General features: G+C 70.9%; 24 protein-coding genes. 13 read left to right on the top strand and 11 right to left on the bottom strand.

What is annotated here, in order from left to right:
• The first annotated feature begins 56 nt into the window (after positions 1–56).
• Positions 57–1,190: a hypothetical protein gene (locus M3667_RS12010; protein ID WP_251508301.1), complete on the top strand. Its 1,134-nt coding sequence runs from the start codon at positions 57–59 to the stop codon at positions 1,188–1,190.
• 10 nt (positions 1,191–1,200) lie between these two features.
• Here M3667_RS12010 and M3667_RS12005 read toward each other — a convergent pair whose 3' ends face one another.
• Positions 1,201–1,401: a zf-TFIIB domain-containing protein gene (locus M3667_RS12005; RefSeq protein WP_251508299.1), complete on the bottom strand. Its 201-nt coding sequence runs from the start codon at positions 1,399–1,401 to the stop codon at positions 1,201–1,203.
• A gap of 54 nt (positions 1,402–1,455) precedes the next feature.
• Here M3667_RS12005 and M3667_RS12000 point away from each other — a divergent pair, with 54 nt between their 5' ends.
• Positions 1,456–2,370: an aldo/keto reductase gene (locus tag M3667_RS12000; RefSeq protein ID WP_251508296.1), complete on the top strand. Its 915-nt coding sequence runs from the start codon at positions 1,456–1,458 to the stop codon at positions 2,368–2,370.
• A 7-nt stretch (positions 2,371–2,377) separates the two neighbouring features.
• Here M3667_RS12000 and M3667_RS11995 read toward each other — a convergent pair whose 3' ends face one another.
• The 4 genes from M3667_RS11995 to M3667_RS11980 all read right to left on the bottom strand — a co-directional run bounded on the left by M3667_RS11995 (position 2,378) and on the right by M3667_RS11980 (position 4,974).
• Positions 2,378–2,761: a hypothetical protein gene (locus M3667_RS11995; RefSeq protein WP_251508294.1), complete on the bottom strand. Its 384-nt coding sequence runs from the start codon at positions 2,759–2,761 to the stop codon at positions 2,378–2,380.
• Complete coding sequence (locus M3667_RS11990; RefSeq protein WP_251508292.1) at positions 2,758–3,753, bottom strand: hypothetical protein; 996 nt, start codon at positions 3,751–3,753, stop codon at positions 2,758–2,760. Before M3667_RS11990 ends, M3667_RS11995 begins: the two co-directional genes overlap by 4 nt.
• A complete protein-coding gene (locus M3667_RS11985) occupies positions 3,740–4,255 on the bottom strand; it encodes a sigma-70 family RNA polymerase sigma factor (protein WP_251508290.1) in 516 nt (171 codons plus the stop codon). The genes M3667_RS11990 and M3667_RS11985 overlap by 14 nt, the downstream gene beginning before the upstream one ends.
• A gap of 317 nt (positions 4,256–4,572) precedes the next feature.
• Positions 4,573–4,974: a PaaI family thioesterase gene (locus tag M3667_RS11980; RefSeq protein WP_251508288.1), complete on the bottom strand. Its 402-nt coding sequence runs from the start codon at positions 4,972–4,974 to the stop codon at positions 4,573–4,575.
• A gap of 172 nt (positions 4,975–5,146) precedes the next feature.
• On the opposite strand from M3667_RS11980, the gene M3667_RS11975 reads away from it, so the two are divergent.
• On the top strand, positions 5,147–6,472 hold the full coding sequence (locus tag M3667_RS11975) for an MFS transporter (protein WP_251508286.1): 1,326 nt from the start codon (positions 5,147–5,149) through the stop codon (positions 6,470–6,472).
• Positions 6,473–6,558: 86 nt separating this feature from the next.
• On the opposite strand, the gene M3667_RS11970 is transcribed toward M3667_RS11975, so the two are convergent.
• The 4 genes from M3667_RS11970 to M3667_RS11955 form a co-directional block, all read right to left on the bottom strand.
• Complete coding sequence (locus M3667_RS11970) at positions 6,559–7,179, bottom strand: TetR/AcrR family transcriptional regulator (RefSeq protein ID WP_251508283.1); 621 nt, start codon at positions 7,177–7,179, stop codon at positions 6,559–6,561.
• Between the two features lie 12 nt (positions 7,180–7,191).
• Positions 7,192–8,601 (bottom strand): NAD(P)/FAD-dependent oxidoreductase, encoded by a 1,410-nt coding sequence (locus M3667_RS11965; protein ID WP_251508281.1) that lies wholly within the window; start codon positions 8,599–8,601, stop codon positions 7,192–7,194.
• A gap of 75 nt (positions 8,602–8,676) precedes the next feature.
• Positions 8,677–8,940: a hypothetical protein gene (locus M3667_RS11960; protein WP_251508279.1), complete on the bottom strand. Its 264-nt coding sequence runs from the start codon at positions 8,938–8,940 to the stop codon at positions 8,677–8,679.
• Entirely contained in the window at positions 8,937–9,779 is an 843-nt protein-coding gene (locus M3667_RS11955; RefSeq protein ID WP_251508277.1) for an NAD(P)-dependent oxidoreductase, read from the bottom strand. Before M3667_RS11955 ends, M3667_RS11960 begins: the two co-directional genes overlap by 4 nt.
• A gap of 191 nt (positions 9,780–9,970) precedes the next feature.
• Here M3667_RS11955 and M3667_RS11950 point away from each other — a divergent pair, with 191 nt between their 5' ends.
• From M3667_RS11950 to M3667_RS11925, 6 genes are all read left to right on the top strand, one after another.
• On the top strand, positions 9,971–10,513 hold the full coding sequence (locus tag M3667_RS11950; RefSeq protein ID WP_251508274.1) for an RNA polymerase sigma factor: 543 nt from the start codon (positions 9,971–9,973) through the stop codon (positions 10,511–10,513).
• 5 nt (positions 10,514–10,518) lie between these two features.
• A complete protein-coding gene (locus tag M3667_RS11945) occupies positions 10,519–11,088 on the top strand; it encodes an Asp23/Gls24 family envelope stress response protein (protein WP_251508272.1) in 570 nt (189 codons plus the stop codon).
• Positions 11,088–11,408 carry a hypothetical protein gene (locus tag M3667_RS11940; RefSeq protein WP_251508269.1) on the top strand — a complete coding sequence of 107 codons (321 nt, stop codon included), beginning with the start codon at positions 11,088–11,090 and terminating at the stop codon, positions 11,406–11,408. Before M3667_RS11945 ends, M3667_RS11940 begins: the two co-directional genes overlap by 1 nt.
• 70 nt (positions 11,409–11,478) lie before the next feature.
• Positions 11,479–12,327, top strand: a complete 849-nt coding sequence (locus M3667_RS11935; RefSeq protein WP_251508267.1) for an SDR family oxidoreductase — start codon at positions 11,479–11,481, stop codon at positions 12,325–12,327.
• A gap of 126 nt (positions 12,328–12,453) precedes the next feature.
• Positions 12,454–13,458 carry a pyridoxal-phosphate dependent enzyme gene (locus tag M3667_RS11930; protein ID WP_251508264.1) on the top strand — a complete coding sequence of 335 codons (1,005 nt, stop codon included), beginning with the start codon at positions 12,454–12,456 and terminating at the stop codon, positions 13,456–13,458.
• Positions 13,455–14,615: a cystathionine gamma-synthase gene (locus tag M3667_RS11925; protein ID WP_251508262.1), complete on the top strand. Its 1,161-nt coding sequence runs from the start codon at positions 13,455–13,457 to the stop codon at positions 14,613–14,615. Before M3667_RS11930 ends, M3667_RS11925 begins: the two co-directional genes overlap by 4 nt.
• Before the next feature lie 81 nt (positions 14,616–14,696).
• On the opposite strand, the gene M3667_RS11920 is transcribed toward M3667_RS11925, so the two are convergent.
• On the bottom strand, positions 14,697–15,332 hold the full coding sequence (locus M3667_RS11920; RefSeq protein WP_251508260.1) for an NADPH-dependent F420 reductase: 636 nt from the start codon (positions 15,330–15,332) through the stop codon (positions 14,697–14,699).
• Positions 15,333–15,598: 266 nt separating this feature from the next.
• On the opposite strand from M3667_RS11920, the gene M3667_RS11915 reads away from it, so the two are divergent.
• The 4 genes from M3667_RS11915 to M3667_RS11900 are packed head-to-tail and all read left to right on the top strand — an operon-like array spanning position 15,599 to position 18,480.
• The gene (locus tag M3667_RS11915) at positions 15,599–16,453 is read left to right on the top strand and encodes a sulfite exporter TauE/SafE family protein (RefSeq protein ID WP_308196461.1); all 855 of its coding nucleotides are present in this window, start codon (positions 15,599–15,601) and stop codon (positions 16,451–16,453) included.
• A gap of 40 nt (positions 16,454–16,493) precedes the next feature.
• Positions 16,494–16,943, top strand: a complete 450-nt coding sequence (locus tag M3667_RS11910) for a MaoC family dehydratase N-terminal domain-containing protein (RefSeq protein WP_251508257.1) — start codon at positions 16,494–16,496, stop codon at positions 16,941–16,943.
• The gene (locus M3667_RS11905) at positions 16,940–17,344 is read left to right on the top strand and encodes a MaoC/PaaZ C-terminal domain-containing protein (RefSeq protein WP_251508255.1); all 405 of its coding nucleotides are present in this window, start codon (positions 16,940–16,942) and stop codon (positions 17,342–17,344) included. Before M3667_RS11910 ends, M3667_RS11905 begins: the two co-directional genes overlap by 4 nt.
• On the top strand, positions 17,344–18,480 hold the full coding sequence (locus M3667_RS11900; protein ID WP_251508253.1) for a UDP-N-acetylmuramate dehydrogenase: 1,137 nt from the start codon (positions 17,344–17,346) through the stop codon (positions 18,478–18,480). Before M3667_RS11905 ends, M3667_RS11900 begins: the two co-directional genes overlap by 1 nt.
• Positions 18,481–18,551: 71 nt before the next feature.
• Here the strand turns inward: M3667_RS11900 and M3667_RS11895 are convergent, their stop codons facing one another.
• On the bottom strand, positions 18,552–19,208 hold the full coding sequence (locus M3667_RS11895) for an endonuclease domain-containing protein (protein ID WP_251508251.1): 657 nt from the start codon (positions 19,206–19,208) through the stop codon (positions 18,552–18,554).
• Between the last annotated feature and the right edge of the window lie 490 nt (positions 19,209–19,698).

Genomic DNA, 19,698 nt, shown 5'->3' with positions numbered 1-19,698 from the left:
CCCCCCGCTCGGTGGCCGGGTGCCCCTCTGCTCCACCACGCACGAACGGCTCCACCATGACCGCACAGCCCCTCCCCGCCGCGTACCTCCACCGCCTCCCCAAGGCCGATCTGCACTGCCACCTCATCGGCACGGTGCGCCCCGCGACGTTCGCCGAGCTGGCGCGACGGGAGTCGCTCGCCCTGCCCGCCGACCCCGAGCGCATCTTCGCCGACATCAACTCGCTGCCGCCGGATCCCGCCCTCTACCGCCACACGCGCATCCCCGTCCCCCAGGAGCGCATCGCCTATGAGCCGGCGGTGTCGTACTCGCTGTTCCAGGTGTCGAACTGGGTGGTCGAGGTGCTGCGCGACGCCGACGATCTGACCCGCATCGTCTACGAGGCCTTCGAAGACGCCCACCGCCTCAGCGGTACCCGTCACCTCGAGCTCTTCTTCGATGCGCTCCCGCCGCATCTCGCCTCGCTCGGCTACACGGGCGCGGTCGAGGCCTACGCCGAGGGCATCCGCCGTGCCGAGCGCGACTTCGGCATGACGGGACTCATGATCCAGGGCATCGACCGCAGTCGCAGCGGTGACGAAGCCCTCGAGGTCGTGCGCCGCGTCGTCGACAACCCGCACCCCTACGTCGCCGGCATCGGCCTCGACAACCTCGAGACCGCAGGTCCCCCCGAGCGCTTCGTCGACGCGTACCGGCTCGCGGGTGAGGCGGGCCTCGGCCGCACGGCCCACTCGTCGGAGCACGCGCCCACTGCCGTCAACACGATCACGTGTCTCGACGAGCTGGGCTGCGACCGCATCGACCACGGCTACTACGTGCTCGAAGACGACGACGTCGTCGCGCGTCTGCGCGACCAGCAGGTCGCCTTCACCGTCGCCTCGACCACCTCGCGCCGGTCGTGGCGGCCGTGGCGGCGCGCGTCGATCTCGGCGATGCTCGACGCGGGTCTCAACGTCATCCCGTGCTCCGACGACCCCGGCATGTTCCCCACCACGCTGGCATCCGAGTACCGCATCGTCTCGGAGCAGATCGGCGCCACCGCCGACCAGGTGCGCCGCATGGCCGTCGCCTCGATCGAGGCGTCGTGGCTTCCCGCCGCCGAGCGCGCGCAGGCGGTCGCCGCGGCCGAGGCGGAGATCGCGGCGCTGGACGCCGAGTTCGACCTGGTGCCTCAGACAGCCGGGCGGTGAGGAGCGCCCCTCAGCTCTCGTCGGCCCAGCGGTCCCGGTAGCCGCGATCGTCGTCGGACCGCGCGGCATCCGGCGCCGCCCAGTCGACCTGGAACCCGCACTCGCGGCACTCGTCGGCGGTGATCTGCTCGTCGAGCAGCGGATGCATCGTCACCCCGCACGACGGGCAGATGGGCTGCCGGTCGTCGGCGTACGGGTCGCGCGAGGTCATGGCGGGTGCAACCGCGCGCTGTCGTGTCGTGTTCCCCGCCGCTAGCGTCGGAGCATGCACGTCGCCCGCCTCGGTCTCGGCCTCGCCGCCGTCGGCCGCCCCGCCTCCATCACCACGGCCCGTGACGCGGATCTGGGCGACCCGGCCTCCCGTTCGATCGACGCGATGCGCGACCGCGGGCACGTTCTGCTCGACGAGGCGTGGGGTCTCGGCATCCGCTACGTCGACGCGGCCCGTTCGTACGGGTACGCCGAGGAGTTCCTCGGGTCGTGGCTCGCACGGCATCCGGAGCGTCGCGCCGCGCTGACGATCGGTTCGAAGTGGGGCTACGCCTACGTCGGCGATTGGCGGATGGATGCCGCGGTGCACGAGCGCAAAGAGCACTCGGTCGCCATGTTCGACCGGCAGTGGCCCGAGACGCTCGCGGCGCTCGGCTCTGCCCCGGACCTCTATCTCATCCACTCGGTCACCCCCGACAGTTCCGCGCTGTCGGATGCCGTCCTGCTCGACCGGCTGCGCGCCCTGCGTGACCGCGGCGTCCGCGTCGGCCTGTCGACGAGCGGGCCGCACCAGGGCGAGGTGATCCGCGCCGCCCTCGCGATCGATGCGCACCCGTTCTCGGTGGTGCAGTCGACGTGGAACCTGCTCGAGACCGCGGTCGCGCCCGCGCTGCAGACGGTCCACGACGCCGGCTGGACGGTGGTGGTGAAAGAGGCTCTCGCCAACGGCGAGCTCGCGCGCGCCGAGCCCGGCAGCCGCCTCGACCGCCTGGCATCCGGGATCTCGCCCGACGTGATCGCCCTCGGCGCCGCACGGGCGCAGCCCTGGGCCGACATCGTGCTCAGCGGAGCGACGACGGCCGCGCACCTGCGCCGCGGGGTGCAGGCGCGCCCCGTCGCGGCCCCGGACGAGCTCGCGACCGATCCCGACGACTACTGGCGCCGGCGGTCGGAGCGTCCCTGGCGGTGAGCTGCGCTCAGGGCACGCACTTCAGCGTCGCGACGGTTCCCGAGACGTTCGCCCACGAGGTGGCGATCGCTGTGGCCAGCACCGCGCCCGACGACGAACGCGCCTGGACGTAACCGGAAGATCGCGCGTCGGCGATCGAGCGCACCGTGATGCCGGGGGAGTAGGTGCCGCACGTCGAGAACGACACGCGCGTGCCCGACAGGCTCGATCCGCTGAAGGCGCAGACGTTGCCGTCGGCGCAGCTTCCGACCGCCCGCTCGGTGCCGGAGGGGACGTCCATGGTCATGCCCAGCTCGGGCCATTCGGCGTGATGGGAGTCGATGACGACGCCACCCGGGATCTCCCGGAGGGCCGCGGCGATGTCGGGGTGCAGCTGGTCGGTGCTGGTCATTCGGTGTCCGCCTTCCTGTCGAGGACATCCCAGAGGGTGTAATCGGTGATCGACCCCGCGGGCAGCTTCAGGGTCTCGCTGTCGGTGAGGAGCGCCGATTCGAACCCGACGATGCGCCCCGTGTCGGCCGACAGCAACAGGGTCGACTCCGACGTGGTCAGCCCCGACGGCACCGCGGCGAGACCGACGACCGGGCGGCCGAGGCGGTCGAAGGCCGTTCCGACCACGCGGAGCCCGGGGGCCTGGGCGACGACCTCGAGCAAGGCGGCCTGCTGCGGACCGGTGAGCGTCCATTCGCCGAGCAGGGCACGTGCCCCGAGCATCGCATCGCCCGCCGTCAACTGGTCTCCGGCGCCCGTCGAGGTGAGCACCAGGGCCCTCATGGCGTCGACCGTCGGCTCGGGTGGCGTGGGGGAGAGGGGCGCGAACTGGTTCTGCACGAAGGTCAGATCGCCCACGACGGTGCCGGGCGTCGGTTCTCCGGCCGGGACCGTGTCGCCCGCCGCGTTCGTCGCCTCGGCGGCGGTCGTCACGACCGACCCGGACAGGTCGGCGTTCCACCGGACGTCGACCCACTCGCGGCGGAACACCGTCGCTTCGGCCGCGTCGGGCGATCCGCTGAAGTACCAGCCGAGAGAGAGCGAACGGCGCTCGGGCTCGGCGGGTCCGGTGCCGTCGGTCAGGCGTTGCCGCGCCTGCGCGATCACCTGAGAGGCGTCGTCGGAGATCACGGTGAACGCCAGGGGTTGGGGAGTGAGGGCGGATGCCGGGGAACTCGGCATCCACAGGACTCCGGTCACGATCGCCAGCGCGAGCACGACGACCGCGGCGGCGGAGCCCCACGTCACGAGGGCCGGTCGACGCCGCGTCTTCTGTGCGGACGAGGCGAAGGCGCGGGCGCGACGTTCGGCGTCGAGCGGGATCGGGGCGTCGAGGGGGGTGAGCGCCGGATCGAGGCGCCGCATGGCCCGGGTCAGATCATCGTCGGTCATCGAACACCTCCTCCGCGGAGACGGCGGTCCCCTCGAGCAGGGGGCGGAGTTTCGCCCGCACGCGGTTCAACCGGGTCCAGACGGTCCCCGCGCTGGCGCCGACGACGATCCCCACCTCGGCCGCCGAGAGTTCCTCCCAGTACGTGAGCCAGAGGATCTCGCGCTCGCGTTCGGAGAGCTGGCGTATCGCATCGACCAGGCGTTCGATCATCTCGCCCTCCGACGAACTCGAGAGCGTGCGCACCTGGTCTTCGATGTGCGTCCACAGTGCCCCCTCCCTGTCTCGTCGTCGGTACTCGTTCGCGATGAGGTTGCGTGCCGTGCGGTACAGCCACGGCAACCCGAACGGCTCTCGCGGATCGCGCTTGCGCCACGCGATCTCGAAGCACTCCATCGTCAGGTCGTCGGCGGCCTCGCGATCCGACACGCGTCGCTCGATGAAACGTCTGACCGCGTTGTAATGCTCACGGAAGAGCGCCACGAATCCCGCGTCGTCCGTCACCGCCGTCTTTCCTCGTGCTCGTACCCGGGCTGTGTCGCCAGGGCGGCGAACCTTACGGCAGGCCCGCGGAAAAAACTTTTCGACCCCGGTGTAAGGAATGCGGCGGGGGTGACACAGCACTGGTGGGGGTGGGTGCCGTCTCCGGCTTCGAGAGGGCACCCGCACGCCCGTCGTCCGATGTTCGGGTCTGACGACGACGGGCGAGGGGTTGCGCCGCATGGGGGTGGCGCAACCCCTCGGATACCCGTCATGCGATCCAGGATGTCAGAGTCGCGGTGTCTCTCCCCGCGCCAGGCGTCGCGGATTGCGTCGTTCGGCTAGCCCTGCGCGTCCGGGTCGACGAGCAGGTTCGTGATGCGCGCCGTCGCGATCGGCCTGCCGTCGTCGTCGGTGACGTGGACGTCGTAGGTCGCGAGACGTCGACCCCGGTGCGCCGCCGTGGCGACGGCGTGGATCCGCCCGTCACGTGCGCCGCGGTGGTGCGTGATGTTGAGGTCGACCCCGACGCAGACCTTGTCGTAGCCCGACGCGTGGATCATGGCCGCCCACGAGCCGACGGCCTCGGCGAGGGCGGCGGTCGCCCCGCCGTGCAGGCGCCCGAGCGACTGCGTGTTGCCCTCCACCGGCATCGAGGCCACCACCCGATCGGCCGACTGCTCGGTGACCGTGATGCCGAGGCGCTCGTCGAGGGCTCCGGGGACGATGCTCCACACCGGCATGGTCACTCCTTCCGCCGCGCTCGCGCGCGGCCGGTTCGTGCGCTCTTGTCGAGCGCGTCCGGCTCTCGCGCTCTTGTCGAGCGCGTCCGGCTCTGACACTATTACTGAACGCTCGGTCGGTAACAGATTCGATCGAGATCCACCGCCCTGACCACAGAACGACGGAGTTCTCATGGCCACCACCCAAGCCCCGGCATCCACCCGTGCCACCGCAGCCCTCTCGCGAGAGGAACGGCGCGTTCTCGCCGGCACCCTCGTGGGCACCTCGATCGAGTGGTACGACTTCTTCATCTACGCCCAGGCGGCGGGCCTCGTGCTCGCGCCGCTGTTCCTCGCCCCCCTCGCCCAGACCGATCCGGCCATCGCGCAGGTGCTGTCGTTCGCGACGATCGGCATCTCGTTCCTCTTCCGCCCGCTCGGTGCCGTCGTGGCCGGCCGGCTCGGCGACCGTCTCGGCCGTAAGAAGATGCTCGTGCTCACGCTCATCATGATGGGCGTGTCGACGGCCCTCATCGGCGTGCTGCCGACCTACGCCGCGATCGGGGTGGCCGCCCCCATCCTGCTCATCCTCCTGCGCGTGCTGCAGGGCTTCTCGGCCGGTGGCGAGTGGGGCGGCGCGGCCCTGCTCTCGGTCGAGCACGCCCCGGTCAACCGCCGCGGCTACTTCGGCGCGTACCCGCAGATCGGTGTTCCGGTCGGCATGATCCTCGCCACCGCGACGCTGTGGATCCTCACCTCGTCGATGTCGGCCGAGGCCTTCCTCGCGTGGGGCTGGCGCGTACCGTTCCTCTTCTCGATCGTGCTCATCGTCGTCGGATACGTCATCCGCCGCGCGGTGGAGGAGAGCCCCGTGTTCGAAGACCTCGTGCGCCGCCGCAAGGAGTCGTCGGCCCCTCTCGGTCAGCTGTTCCGCAAGAACTGGCGCCAGGTCGCCCTGACGGCGTTCGTCTTCATCGGCAACAACGCCGCGGGCTACCTGCTCATCGCGTTCTTCGCGACCTACTCCGTCACGGCGTTGGGCATGGATCGCCCCACCGTGCTGCTGGCCACGACTCTGGCATCCTTCGGCTGGCTCGGCTTCACCCTGTGGGGCGGCCGGCTCTCGGACCGCCTCGGTCGCGTGCGCACCTTCCAGCTCGGCTACCTGCTGCTGGCCGTGTGGGCCGTGCCGATGTGGTTCCTCATCGACACCGCGAACATCGTCTGGTACTTCGTCGCGCTGTTCGTGATGACGCTCGGCCTCGGCCTGTCGTACGGACCGCAGGCCGCGCTGTACGCCGAGATGTTCCCCGCGAACGTGCGATACTCGGGCGTCTCGATCGGCTACGCGCTCGGCGCGATCATGGGCGGAGCCTTCGCCCCGATGATCGCCGAGGCCCTGCTGCGCTCGACCGGTGCCTCGTGGACGATCGGCGTCTACATCGCGGTCGCCGCGCTCATCTCGCTCGGCGCGGTCTCGCTCATCACGGAGCCGAAGGGCGTCGATCTGCGGGCGTGATCCCGGATGCCGAGGAGGGGCCCCTGCGCACCGCGCGGGGCCCCTTCTTCGCGTCGTGGGACCACGCGCGATGCGGGGGCGCCGGGTCAGGCGGTGCGCAGGCCGTCGAGCGCGATGCGCACGATGTCGGCCCCGAGGCGGTCGCCGTCGACGCTGCCCCCGGGGCGGTACCACTCGACGACCGAGTTGATCATGCCGAACAGCAGGCGTGCGGCGACGGCGGCGTCGACGTCGTCGCGCACGCTGCCCTCGTCCTGGGCTTCGGCGACGAGGCCGGTGACGCGGTGGTCGAAGACGCGCCGCCGCTCGAGCGCGGCCTGCTCCACGGCGCTGTTGCCGCGCACCCGCAGCAGCAGCGTGACGGCGGGCAGCTGCGCCACCAGTACGTCTGTCGCGCCGGTGAGCACGTGACGCAGGCGGTCGGATGCCGCGCCCTCGCGCGCGCCGGGCTCGTCGAGCACGGCCTCGAGTCCGCCCAGGGCCGCCTCGAGCGCGACCGCGAGTAGCTCCTCCTTCGACGAGAAGTGGTGGTACAGCGCCGACTTGGTCAGTCCGAGACGCTTGGCGAGGTCGGCCACGCTCGTGGCGTCGTAACCCTGCTCGTTGAACAGCTGCACGGCGACCGCCAGCAGGCCCTCGCGGTCGTAGCCGGGCCGCCCGCGGCGCGCGGGAGCGCTCGAGGTCGTGGCGGAATCGGCGATGCTCACGATGTCAGTGTGTCACTCCAGGAGGGCGGGGGAGTCCGCGTGCAGAAGCGCACGCGCCGCGTTGCCGATGACCGCGCTGTAGGTCGGATACGCGAAGCGCACCCCCGCGAGGGTCGCCACATCGATTCCCGCGGCCATCGCCGTGGTCACCGACTGGATGACCTCGACCGCGTTCTCGCCCACCGCGTGGGCGCCGAGCACGAGCTCGCGCCGGCGGTCGGCGATGAGCATGAGGAAGCCGTTCTCGCGGTCGTCGATCACGGCCCGGTCGAGGTCGGCGAAGCGCACGGTCGCGACCACGCACGAGGGGTCCCGGTCGCGCGCCTGCTCCTCGGTGAGGCCGACGCCCGCGTAGTCGGGGTCGGTGAACCCACCGGCGGGCAGCAGGTGGTGCGGGGTTCGCCTGTTCGCCCCGAGCACGGCGTTCTCGGCCGCCGCCTCGCCCTCGAACTGCGCGGCCTGCACGAGCATGTCGCGTCCGTTGGCGTCGCCGACGGCGAGGATGTGCGGGACCATCGTGCGGAAGTACCGGTCGACGGGGATCGCCGAGCGCACGACCTCGACCCCGGCGTTCTCGAGGCCGAGGTCTTCGACATCGGCGGGCCAGCCGGTGGCCATGATGACCGCGTCGACCTCGGTCGTGCGGGTGTCACCGTCTTCTCTCCACGCGAGCGTGATGGCTCCGTCGGGGGACTTCTCGAGGCTGTCGACCGTGTCGATGCCGGTGCGCACGTCGACACCGTTCGCGCGGAACGACGACGCGATGACCTCGGAGATGCGGGCGTCGGATGCCATGAGCACACGCGGCGCGACGTCGAGCAGGGTGACCTCCGACCCGAACGAACGGAACACGGTCACCAGCTGCGCTCCGGTGTTGCCGGCGCCGATGACGGCGACGCGGCGGGGGAGCGCGGTGAGCGACAGGACGTCTTCGGGCACGGTCGCCAGCTCGGCACCGGCGATCGGCAGACGCCGCGAGTGACCGCCGACGCACACCAGGATCGACTCCGCCCGGATCCGGCGTCCGCTGTCGAGGACCAGGGTGTGATCGTCCGCGAAGCGCGCGCGACCTTCGTGCACCAGGTCGACACCGGCTGCGGCGAAACGCTCGGCCTCGCGCTTGATGGAGCGCACGGCATCCACCCGCTCGTGGACGCGATTCACGACGGCGGCCCAATCGATGCGCGGTTCGTTCACGACGATGCCGTAGTCGTCGGCGGAGCGCGTCTCGCGCATCAGCCGCGCGGCCTTGGCGAGCACGCGCGTCGGAACGCAGCCGGTGTTGACGCAGGTGCCGCCGACGCGTCCGGCCTCGAGCACCACCACCGAGGCGCCGAGCTCGGCGGCGCGCAGGGCGGCCGCGGTGCCCGCGGGTCCTGCTCCGATCACGGCGATGTCGTAGGTGTCGGCGTCGTGGTTCACGGTGATCCTCCGGGCGGGTCGAGGACCCCAGTCAATCGCTCGAGGGCTTCGGCGCGTGCGGGCTTGCGCGCCGCCTCAGAACCCCTCGTACAGCTCGGTCGCGGTGAGGCCCTTTCCGCCCAGCGCGTGGACGCCGGGCGCGGGGATCACCTCGAACGTCTCACCGTCGTGGCGCAGCTCGGCGGTGTAGTCGCCGCGGGTGTCGAGCTTGAGCTCGAATCGGCCCGTGTCGATGAGGCGGAGGGTCACCACCGCTCCGCTGCGGGCGAGGAAACTGACTTCCTTCTCTTGGGCGGTCGGCAACGGGATGACGGGCTCGTCAGAGGCGTGCTCGCTCATCGTTCGTCCCTCCACGAGTGCTGCGGGTCGTAGCCGAGCAGCCGTCGGGCCTTGTCGATCGACAGCAGCGTGCGGGTGTCGTCGAGGTCGCCGCGCGTCTCGACGTCGGGGAACACTTCGGCCACGAGATCGGCGTTCGACCGGGTCATGACGGTGTCGGCCGCCGCGATGATGAAGGTGTCGAACCCGGCGGGCGCGGTCTCGAGCGCACGCTCGATCGCCTGGGCGCCGTCGCGGGCGTCGATGTAGCCCCACAGGTTCCACTTGCGCGTGCGGGCGTCGTCGTCGAACGGGAACTCGGCGTAGTCCTCGGGCACCATGACGTTCGAGAAGCGCAACGCCGTGATCGAGAGGTCGGGGTGCCAGCGCACCAGCTCGACCGCCATGCGCTCTTCGAGCGTCTTGACCAGCGAGTACACCGACTCGGGGCGCGGCGGATACTCCTCGTCGACGGGGATGTACGGCGGCGGTGCGTCGAACGGCAGACCGAGCACCGTCTCGCTGGAGGCGTAGACGATCTTGCGGATGCCGAGTCGCACGGCCGCCCAGAACACGTTGAAGGTGCTCGTCATGTTGTTGTGGAAGGTCGCGATGTCGGAGCGGATGCCGGGGGCCGGGATCGCGCCGAGGTGCACGAGCGCGTCGAAACCGTCGTGCTGGTCGTTCACGCCGGCGAGGGCGTCGATCACCTGGCCGTAGTCGGTGAGCTCGACCTGGACGAAGCCGGGGCCGCGCTCGCCGCGCACGTCGAGGCCGATGACGTCGTGACCGGCCGCGCGCAGTTCGCGGGCGACGACGGTGCCGAGCTTGCCGGATGAACCGGTGAGGGCGATGCGCATGGGAGTCCTTCGGGGATCGTGGGGTGGCGCTGACGATAGCGGCGTCCTCCGACATCGCTCCGCGGGTTGACGGACGGCCTCGTCCTCTTGCCACGTCGTGAGGCGTTCGTCAAGATGTCCGCCCCCTTTCGGCCCGGGGTGTTTCGCTATGCCCACGGCCCGATTCCGAACCCGCGCCGACAGGAACCGCAATGCCCTCTCTGTCCTCCGCCACCGATGCGTTCCTCGCATCGCGCGCGGCCGATGGCGACCACCTCGCGTTCGGCGTGCTGGTGCGAAGGCACGCTCCCTTTCTGGTGGCCTTCGCCACGCGCTTGACCGGCTCGCGCGCCGACGCCGATGACTGCGTGCAGGAGGCCCTGATCACGGCGTGGCGGCGTCTGCCCGACCTCACCGAACCCGAGAAGGTGCGAAGCTGGCTCACGACGATCGTGTCGCGCAAAGCGACCGATCGTCTGCGCTCCCGGAAGATCTCGGAGGAGATCGACGAGGAGATGGTGTCCGGTCGCGACGACCCGGAGCGTTCGGTCGTGGCGTCGTCGCAGATGGATGCGTTGAAGAAGGTGCTGGCCGAGCTCCCCGAAGACCTTCGCGTGGTGTGGGTTCTGCGCGAGGTCGGCGGCCACAGCTACGACGAGATCGCCGTCGAGGTCGGAGAATCCGCGGCGACCGTGCGCGGTCGACTGGCTCGGGCCCGCAAGACCGTGTTGGAACGAATGCAGGAGTGGAGGTGACCCGGATGAGCGAGCACGACGACGACATCGGGGGGTCGGGCTACTCCCTCGAAGACCTCTCCGCGTATCTCGACCGCGGACGCACCCCCCGCATCCCCGCGATCGAGCGCAATGCCGAGTGCCAGGCGATTCTGGCGTCGATGGAGCGCATGGGACGACTGTCGCGCGAGATCATCGACGAACAGGCGAGCGAGCCGATCGCCGAGTCCTGGTACGACAGCATCATGCGCGAGGTCATGCGCGAATTTCGAGCCGGCCGCGACATCCCCCTGGCGCGCACCGACGACGGAACCGAACTGGTCGTGACGGAGGGTGCGCTCTACGAGCTCATCCGCACGGTCGGCGACCGTATCGAGGGACTGCTGGTCGGACGCGTGCGCCTCGACCAGCCCGAGCCCGACGCGCCGCTCGACGTGACCGTCACGGTGAGCGTGCGCTTCGGTCGCGCGATGACCGAGGCCGTCGACGAGATGCGCGACGGCATCCGTTCGGCCATCGACAGGCAGGGCGACCTGCGGGTCGGACGAGTGGACGTCACCGTCGGCGACGTGCACATCGACGAGGGGGAAGAGTGATGACCAGCATCAGCGCCGCGGAACTCGCTCCGCGCATCGACCTGGCGGTGACGGCGGTGCAGGGCGTGCGCGAGTGCTATTCCGCGCGCCCCGTCGTGGCTCGAGCCTTCGAGCACGTCACCGACGTCGAAGGGTCGCTCGCCGCGGTCGACGAGGCCGGCGGAGCGCGGGCGATCACCGTGTGCATCGGCGTGTCGCTCGACGACGACGCGGCGGAGGTCGCGGCGTCGGTGGCTGCCGCGGCCCGCGCCGCCGGGGGAGACGACGTGCCCTCGTCGGTGCGCGTGCGCGTGTCGCGACTGGTCGCTCCCGCCTCCTGAGCGGATCCGGGCCCGACCGGGGCAGGGCGGCTTACGCTGGGATCACCGTCCCCTCGTCCCCGGAGGCCGCATGTCCACGCCGCCCGTCATCGCCGTCACCGGTTCCACCGGCTCCGTCGGAGGGCGGGTCGCGCGCGACCTCGCCGCCCGCGGCATCCGTCAGCGTCTGATCGTGCGCGACGCGACGCGCGCTCCCGACCTGCCCGACGCCGAGGTGCGCGTCGCCCGCTACTCCGATGCGGATGCCGCGCGCGCGGCCCTCGAGGGGGTCGAGACGCTCTTCATGGTGTCGGCGTCGGAGACGGCCGGCCGCGTGGAGCACCACCGCACCTTCGTCGAGGCCGCCGCCTCGGCAGGGGTGCGCTCGATCGTCTACACCTCGTTCCTCGCGGCGGCGCCCGACGCGGTGTTCACCCTCGGGCGCGACCACGCCGCCACGGAGGAGATCATCCGGGCGTCGGGGATGTCGTGGACGTTCCTGCGCGACAACTTCTACATGGACATGATGGAGCTCTTCGCCGGCGACGACGGCGTGATCCGCGGCCCCGCCGGCGAGGGACGCTGCTCGCTCGTCTCGCGCTCCGACGTCGCCGCGACCGCGGTGTCGGTGCTCCTCGACCCGGCCGCCCATGCCGACACCTCGTACGACCTCACCGGCCCCGAGGCGCTGACCCTCGCCGAGGTGGCCGAGAAGATCTCGGCCGTCCGCGGCAACCCCGTGCGCTTCCACGACGAGACCGTCGACGAGGCCTACGCCTCGCGCGCGGGCTATGGCGCGCCGCGCTGGCAGGTCGACGCATGGGTCAGCACCTACACCGCGATCGCGAGCGGAGATCTCGCGGCGGTGTCGTCCGATGTCGCGACGGTGACGGGGCGGCCGGCGCAGAGTTTCGACGAGTTTCTCGGCGCCGTGTCATGAACCGCGCGCTCGGGTATGCTGACCGCGTGCTGACCTGTCGCTGTTGTCGCTGAACGCCCTCGCGTTCTCTTTCGACGACCCCGTCAGCCGCGCCGCCCCGGCGCACCGATCCCACAGGACTCCACCGTGCGTTACGCCCAGAGCGTCGCCGACCTCGTCGGCAACACCCCCCTCGTCCGCCTCTCGCGCGTCACCGATGGCATCGCCGCCACGGTGCTCGCGAAGATCGAGTACTTCAACCCCGGCGGATCCGCCAAAGACCGCATCGCCGCGAACATCGTCGATGCCGCGGAGCGTGACGGCCTGCTGCAGCCGGGCGGCGTGATCGTCGAGCCCACCAGCGGCAACACGGGCGTCGGTCTCGCCCTCGTCGCGCAGCAGCGCGGGTACCGCTGCGTCTTCGTCGTGCCCGACAAGGTCGCCGAAGACAAGCGCGCGGTGCTGCGGGCCTACGGCGCGGAGGTCGTGGTGACCCCCACGAACGTCGAGCCCCACGACCCGAACTCGTACTACAGCGTGTCCGACCGCCTGGTGCGCGAGATCCCCGGGGCCTTCAAGCCCAACCAGTACGCCAACCCGAACGGCCCGCGCAGCCACTACGAGACCACCGGTCCCGAGATCTGGCGCGACACCGAGGGCCGGCTCACGCACTTCGTCGCCGGCGTCGGCACGGGCGGCACGATCACCGGCACCGGCCGGTACCTCCGCGAGGTCGCCGGCTCGGCCGTGCGCATCGTCGGGGTCGACCCCGAGGGCTCGATCTACTCGGGCGACGACATCCACGGCTACGACGTCGAGGGCGTCGGCGAGGACTTCTGGCCGGCGGCGTTCGACCCGACCCTCGTCGACGGCTACGAGCGCGTCTCCGACGCGGAGTCGTTCGCGATGACCCGCCGCCTCGCCCGTGAGGAGGGGCTGCTCGTCGGCGGCTCCAGCGGCATGGCCGTCGTCGGCGCGCTGCGCGTCGCGCGGGAGCTGCCGGCGGAGGCCGTGGTCGTCGTGGTCCTGCCCGATCACGGCCGCGGCTACCTCAGCAAGATCTTCGACGACGACTGGATGACCGCGCGCGGCTACGACGTGTCCGCCGCGGCATCCGTTCTTCCCACCCCCACCCAGGAGCACTCCGCATGAGCACCCACGACGCCGCCCGCGGTTTCGACAGCCTCGCCGTCCACGCCGGTCAAGAGCCCGATGAGGCCACCGGCGCGGTCATCCCGCCGATCCACGTCTCGACGACCTACGCCCAGGACGGCATCGGCGGCCTTCGCGGCGGGTACGAGTACGGCCGCAGCGGCAACCCGACCCGGACGGCTCTCGAGACGCAGATCGCGGCTCTCGAGGGTGGGGCGCGCGCTCTGTCGTTCGCCTCGGGCCTGGCCGGTGAAGACGCGCTGCTGCGCGCCGCCCTCGTGCCCGGCGACGAGGTGCTGCTCGGCAACGACGTGTACGGCGGCACCTATCGCCTGCTCGCCCGGGTGCTCGGGCCCTGGGGCGTCAAGCTGCGCGTGGTCGACATGAGCGATCTGGATGCCGTGGCATCCGCCATCGAGGAGCGCGCGCCGCGCATGGTCTGGGTCGAGACGCCGAGCAACCCGATGCTGCGCATCACTGACATCGCCGGCCTCGCCGCCCTCGGCCACGCGGCGGGCGCCCTCGTCGTGGTGGACAACACCTTCGCCTCGCCGGCTCTGCAGCGGCCGCTGTCTCTCGGTGCCGACGTCGTCGTGCACTCGGCGACGAAGTACCTGGGCGGCCACAGCGACGTCGTGGGAGGCGCGCTGGCGTTCGCCGACGCCGACCTCGCCGAGAAGGTGAAGTTTCTGCAGTTCGCCGCGGGCGCGGTGTCGGGGCCGTTCGACGCCTACCTGACCACGCGCGGCATCAAGACCCTCGCGGTGCGCATGCAGCGGCACGGCTCGAACGCGCAGGCGGTGGCCGAGCACCTGCTCGCCCACGACCGCGTCGCGAAGGTGTACTACCCGGGCCTGCCCTCGCACCCCGGTCACGAGCTGGCGGCACGGCAGATGAGCGGGTTCGGCGGGATCGTGTCGCTCGAGCTGGCGGACGGTGCGGCGGCCCGCCGCTTCGCGGAGTCGACCCGCCTGTTCACTCTCGCCGAGTCGCTCGGTGGCGTGGAGTCGCTCGTGAACTACCCGGATGCCATGACGCACGCCTCCGTCCGCGGTACGGAGCTCGCGGTGCCCGAGACCATCGTGCGCCTGTCGGTCGGCATCGAGTCGGTCGACGACCTGGTCGCCGACGTAGATCAGGCGCTCGCCGCGCTCTGACGCCCCCGCGTCCCGATACGACGAACCCGGCCTCCCGCGGAAGCGGGGGCCGGGTTCGTCCGTCTGCCTGAGGGGTGCGGGTCAGCGCTCGGCGCGGGCCAGGTTCTTCTCGAGCTCGTCGCGGTTCTGGCGCACGACATAGGCGGGCTGGTCGCGCTCGACGCGCCAGCTCTCGCTCAGCGGGCCGACGTTGACGGTGTCGAAGCCGAACTCGTCGTAGATGCGCGTGACCAGGGCGACAGCCTCGTCGGAGTCGCTCGAGGTGGCCAGGGCGCGACGGTTCTCGGTGCCGGCGGGGGAGCCGTCGGTCGTGATGTCGGCGGCGGGGATGTGGTTGAAGGCCTTCACCACGGTCGATTCGGGCAGGTGCTCCTGTAGCATCTGCGAGGTGGTGGTCTTCTTCTCGTCGAGCTCGGCGATGTGGCCGTCGCGCTCGAAGTAGTAGTTGTTCGTGTCGAGCACCGTCTTGCCCGCGAGCGGGGCGACGGGCACGGCGTCGATCGCCTTCAGCGGCACCGTCACCACGACGATGTCACCGGCCTCCGCGGCCTCCTGTGCCGTGGCCGCGCGGGCGCGCTCACCCACCGAGGCGACGAGGTCGCTCAGCGTCTCGGGGCCCCGTGAATTGGCGATGACCACGTCGTAACCGAGACCCGCGAAGCCCTTCGCCAGGGCCGAACCGATGTTGCCTGCTCCGATGATTCCTACAGTCGTCATGCAGGGGGGAACCGCGGCATCCGGTGGCTCATTCCCGGGAGCGGTACCAAACCTTCAGTGACCTAAATAACTAGCAGTCCTAGATATTCAAGTCAATGGGTCGGGACGCGGATGCCGCGGGTCATATCGTCATTCCTGTCGCACCCTCACGCGAGTGGTCGCAGTCCGGTGTTCGGGTCACCGTCCTGCTTGACCTGTGAGGGCGACAGCCCCCGGTGGACGCGGCTTCGGACCACCGGGGGCCGCTTTCGTTTTCTGGGGGAGTCATCGCGTCGGCATGCGCCGCGTCCGCGCTCCGCCCGGACGGTGGAAGACTTGTCGGCGTGATCTCCGAGACCCGCCCCACGCGCTCCGCCCGCCTGTATCTCGTCTGCATCGGCGTCGGACTCCTCGCCGGTCTCATGTCCGGACTGTTCGGCGTGGGCGGCGGCACGGTCATCGTGCCCCTGCTCGTGCTGCTGCTCGGCTTCGATCAGCGGCTCGGAGCCGGAACCTCGCTGGCGGCCATCGTCCCCACGGCATCCGTCGGTGTCATCACCTACGCCATCGACGGGCACGTCGCGTGGCTCCCCGCGCTGATCCTGGCCGCCTTCGCCGTGGTCGGCGCCCAGATCGGCACGTGGCTGCTTCCCAAGCTGTCGCAGACCGCCCTGCGCTGGGCGTTCGTGGCGTTCCTCGTCGTGGTGATGGTGAGTCTGTTCTTCGTGATCCCCTCGCGCGACGCGGAACTCGAGCTCACGTGGATCACCGGACCGGGCCTCGCGCTGCTGGGTGTCATCACCGGAACCCTGGCGGGTCTGCTCGGCGTCGGAGGCGGCATCATCGTCGTCCCCGCTCTGCTGCTGCTGTTCGGCACGAGCGACCTCATCGCCAAGGGCACGTCGCTGCTCATGATGATCCCCACGGCGATCTCGGGCACGGTCGGCAACCTGCGCCGCTCGAACGTCGACGTCCGCGCAGCCCTGTTCATCGGCGTCGCGGCGTGCCTCACCACCCCGGTGGGAGCCCTCATCGCGAAGTTCGTCGATCCGTTCGTGGGCAACGTGCTGTTCGCTCTCTTCCTCGTCTTCATCGCCTCGCAGATGGCGGTCAAGGCCGTGCGCGGGCGCCACCAGCGCTGACCCACCGCGGCGGCGCGAACCCGCTCGATAGACTGAGCGGGTGCCCGTGAACCCCGAACTCGCCGGTCGTGCCTTCGCGCCGACCGCCCCCTACCTGGTCGGCCGAGAGAAGGTGCGCGAGTTCGCCCGCGCCGTCTTCGCCGACGCCCCGCAGCACACCGACCCTGAGGCCGCGCGCGCCCTGGGATACGCCGATGTGGTGGCCCCGCCGACCTTCGCGATGGTCGTGCAAGACCTCACGCTGCAGCAGCTGCTCGGCGACCCCGACTCCGGTATCGAGCTGTCGCGCCTCGTGCACGCCGAGCAGCGGTTCCGCTACACGCGGCCCATCGTCGCGGGCGACGAGCTCGTCGCGACGCTCTCGGTCACCGGCATCCGCACCATGGGCGGCAACGCGATGATCACGAGCGAGGCCGAGATCGTGGATGCCGACGGCGCCCACGTCGTCACGACGACGAGCGTCCTGCTCGCGGGAGAGGCCGGCGCATGAGCCCGTTCACCGTCGGCGAGGTCGTCGCCGAACGCTCCGTCCACCTCACCCGTGAGTCGCTCGTGCGGTACGCCGGCGCCTCGGGCGACTTCAACCCCATCCACTACCGCGACGACGTCGCCGCGGCCGTCGGGCTCCCCGGCGTGCTCGCTCACGGCATGCTCACGATGGGCATCGCCGTCGGCACCCTGGCCGAGACCCTGGGCGACAGCGGGCGCATCGTCGAGTACGGCGTGCGCTTCACCCGCCCGGTGGTCGTCGACCCCGAGACCGGGGCCGACCTGCACGTCAGCGCGAAGGTCGGAGCCGTCGACGACGAGACCGCCCGCATCGACCTGACCGTCACGTTCGCCGAGACGACGGTGCTCGGCAAGGCGCAGGTGCGGGTGCGGCTCGGTTGATGCCCGCCGTCGAATCCGTTCCGCTCGCGCAGCTCACCACGCTGCGAACCGGTGGTGCGCCCGCGCGCCTGATCGAGGCGCGGTCGGCCGACGAACTCGTCGCGACGCTGCGCGAGGTGTGGGCCGAGGGTGAGCCGTGGTTCGTGCTCGGCGGCGGCTCGAACCTGTTCGTCGGCGACGAGCCGTTCGAGGGCACCGTCGTGCGCATCCGCACCTCGGGTATCGAAGAGCTGCCGGGCTCGCACGAGGGCACGGTGCGGCTGCGCGTGCAGGCCGGGCACGACTGGGACGCCTTGGTCGCTGAAACGGTGGCGCGCGGGTTCGCCGGCATCGAGGCGATGTCGGGCATCCCCGGCACCGTCGGCGCCGCCCCCGTGCAGAACGTCGGAGCCTACGGCCAGGAGATCGTGCAGACCCTCGTCGAGGTCGAATTGCTGGATGCCACCACGGGCGAGGTCTCGACCGTCTCGGCATCCGATCTCGGACTCGGCTTCCGCACCTCGGTGCTCAAGCACCACTACGGGTCGGAGCCCGAGCGGCCGGGGGTCATCGTGTCGGTGACGCTGGAGCTCGAGCGCGTCGGTGCCGAGGAGCGACCGATCGCGGGTGACCAGCTGCGCGGAGCGCTCGGTCTCGAACCGGGTCAGGCGGTGTCGCTGCGGTGGATCCGCGAGCACGTGCTCGCCACCCGCGCCCGCAAGGGCATGGTGCTCGACGCCGAAGATCCCGACACCTGGAGCGCGGGCTCGTTCTTCCAGAACGCGATCGTCTCGGAGGCCTTCGCCCGCACCCTCCCGGCCGAGTGCCCGAAGTGGCCCCTGACGCCGGTGCTCGATCCGGTGACGGTCATTCCGCTCGCCGCCTTCGACGGCATCCTGCCCCCGCCCCCCGTGGTGTCGCGGCAGGTCAAGGTGAGCGCGGCCTGGCTCATCGAGAACGCCGGTCTGTCGCGCGGCTTCCGCTTCCCGCGCTCGCGCGCCGGACTCTCGACCAAGCACACGCTCGCCCTGACCAATCGCGGAGAGGCGACCGCGGCCGAGATCGCCGAGCTCGCCCGCTTCGTGCAGAGTCGCGTGCAGGCGGAGTTCGGCCTGCTGCTGCAGCCCGAGCCGGTTCTGGTGAACGTCGAGCTGTAGGCCCGCCCTTCCTCGCGTGAGGGGTCATTTTGTGTCGCCTGCGAGCGAGCGAGGCGACAGTTCTTGACCCCTCACGCACGCGCTGGCGGGGCCAGCTCGGCGGGTGCACGCCCCAGGGCGAGGAAGCGCCGGATCCGCGCAAGCAGGGCAGTGGGGTCGTCGAAGTCTCGGGCGGTCACGCTCGTGTACCGGTATCCGAGGGATTCGAGTTCCGCGCGTCGGCGCTGATCCCGGCTCCACTGCTGCGGGTCGCGGTGATGGTCGCCGTCATACTCGAGGACGGTCCGCTTATCCCGGTAGAGCAGATCGACTCGCGCCACGAACCGAGGCCCGTCGTAGATCTCGACGTTGCACTCCGGCTCGGGAAGGCCCGCCATCACGAGGAGCACCCGCAGCTCGGACTCACGGGGTGACTCCGAGCCCTCGTTCGCGAGATCGATCGCGAGGCGTCTCGCCTTCGACCCTCGACCGCCGAGGAACCGTCGGTGCGTCTGCTCCAGCTGGTCACGCGTCGCCAGCGGCATCCGGCGCGCGATGAGGAAGTCGGATACCGCTGTCAGATGCGGAACCGGCAGCGTTTCCGCCAGCTCCGCCCACGTACGCAGAGGGGACGTGCACCGGATGCCGTAGACCTCGACGATGTCGTTCGCCTCGACGATCAGCCGTCGGCCGATGACGCCCGAGCGGCGGATCCGCGCGTGATCGTGCGGGACACCGATGACCGGCATCCGTCGGGCGTTCTCTGCGACGCGAAGGGGAAGGGGAAGCCCCTGCAGGACAGCGGCGGTCGCGCCGCAGAAGAACGCGGCTTCGGGGCAGGCACGAAGGAGCGCTGCCAGCCGTGCGCGGTCATCGTGCTCGGGGGCTACCCGCGTTCCACGGTGGGGCGCCCGCCAGGCAGCCGAGCGCAACGTCGTCGTCGAGAGCCCGGCGCGCCGCCCCTCTGCGACCGTGAATGCAGACGAGGGGGCGAGCGACGCGGGGGAGCGGGGAGTCGGCATCCGCCATTCTGTTCATCCGGCCCACCGGTCCGCTCCCTCTTTCCACAGGCCTGCCGCGCGTGAGGGGGCATTTCTTGTCGCCGAGCGAGAGGTGGTCTCCAGTTCTTAGCGCAACACCCTCGCGTGGGGAGGTTGCGGATGCCGAAGAAGTTGGCGTGGGAGGAGCGGGCTGCGGTTCTGCGGGCGGTGGCTGGGGGTCAGTCGATGGAGGCAGTGT

Source organism: Microbacterium sp. P26 (assembly GCF_023712585.1).
Lineage (GTDB): Bacteria > Actinomycetota > Actinomycetes > Actinomycetales > Microbacteriaceae > Microbacterium > Microbacterium algihabitans_A.
This window is presented reverse-complemented; position numbering and strand designations above follow the sequence as displayed.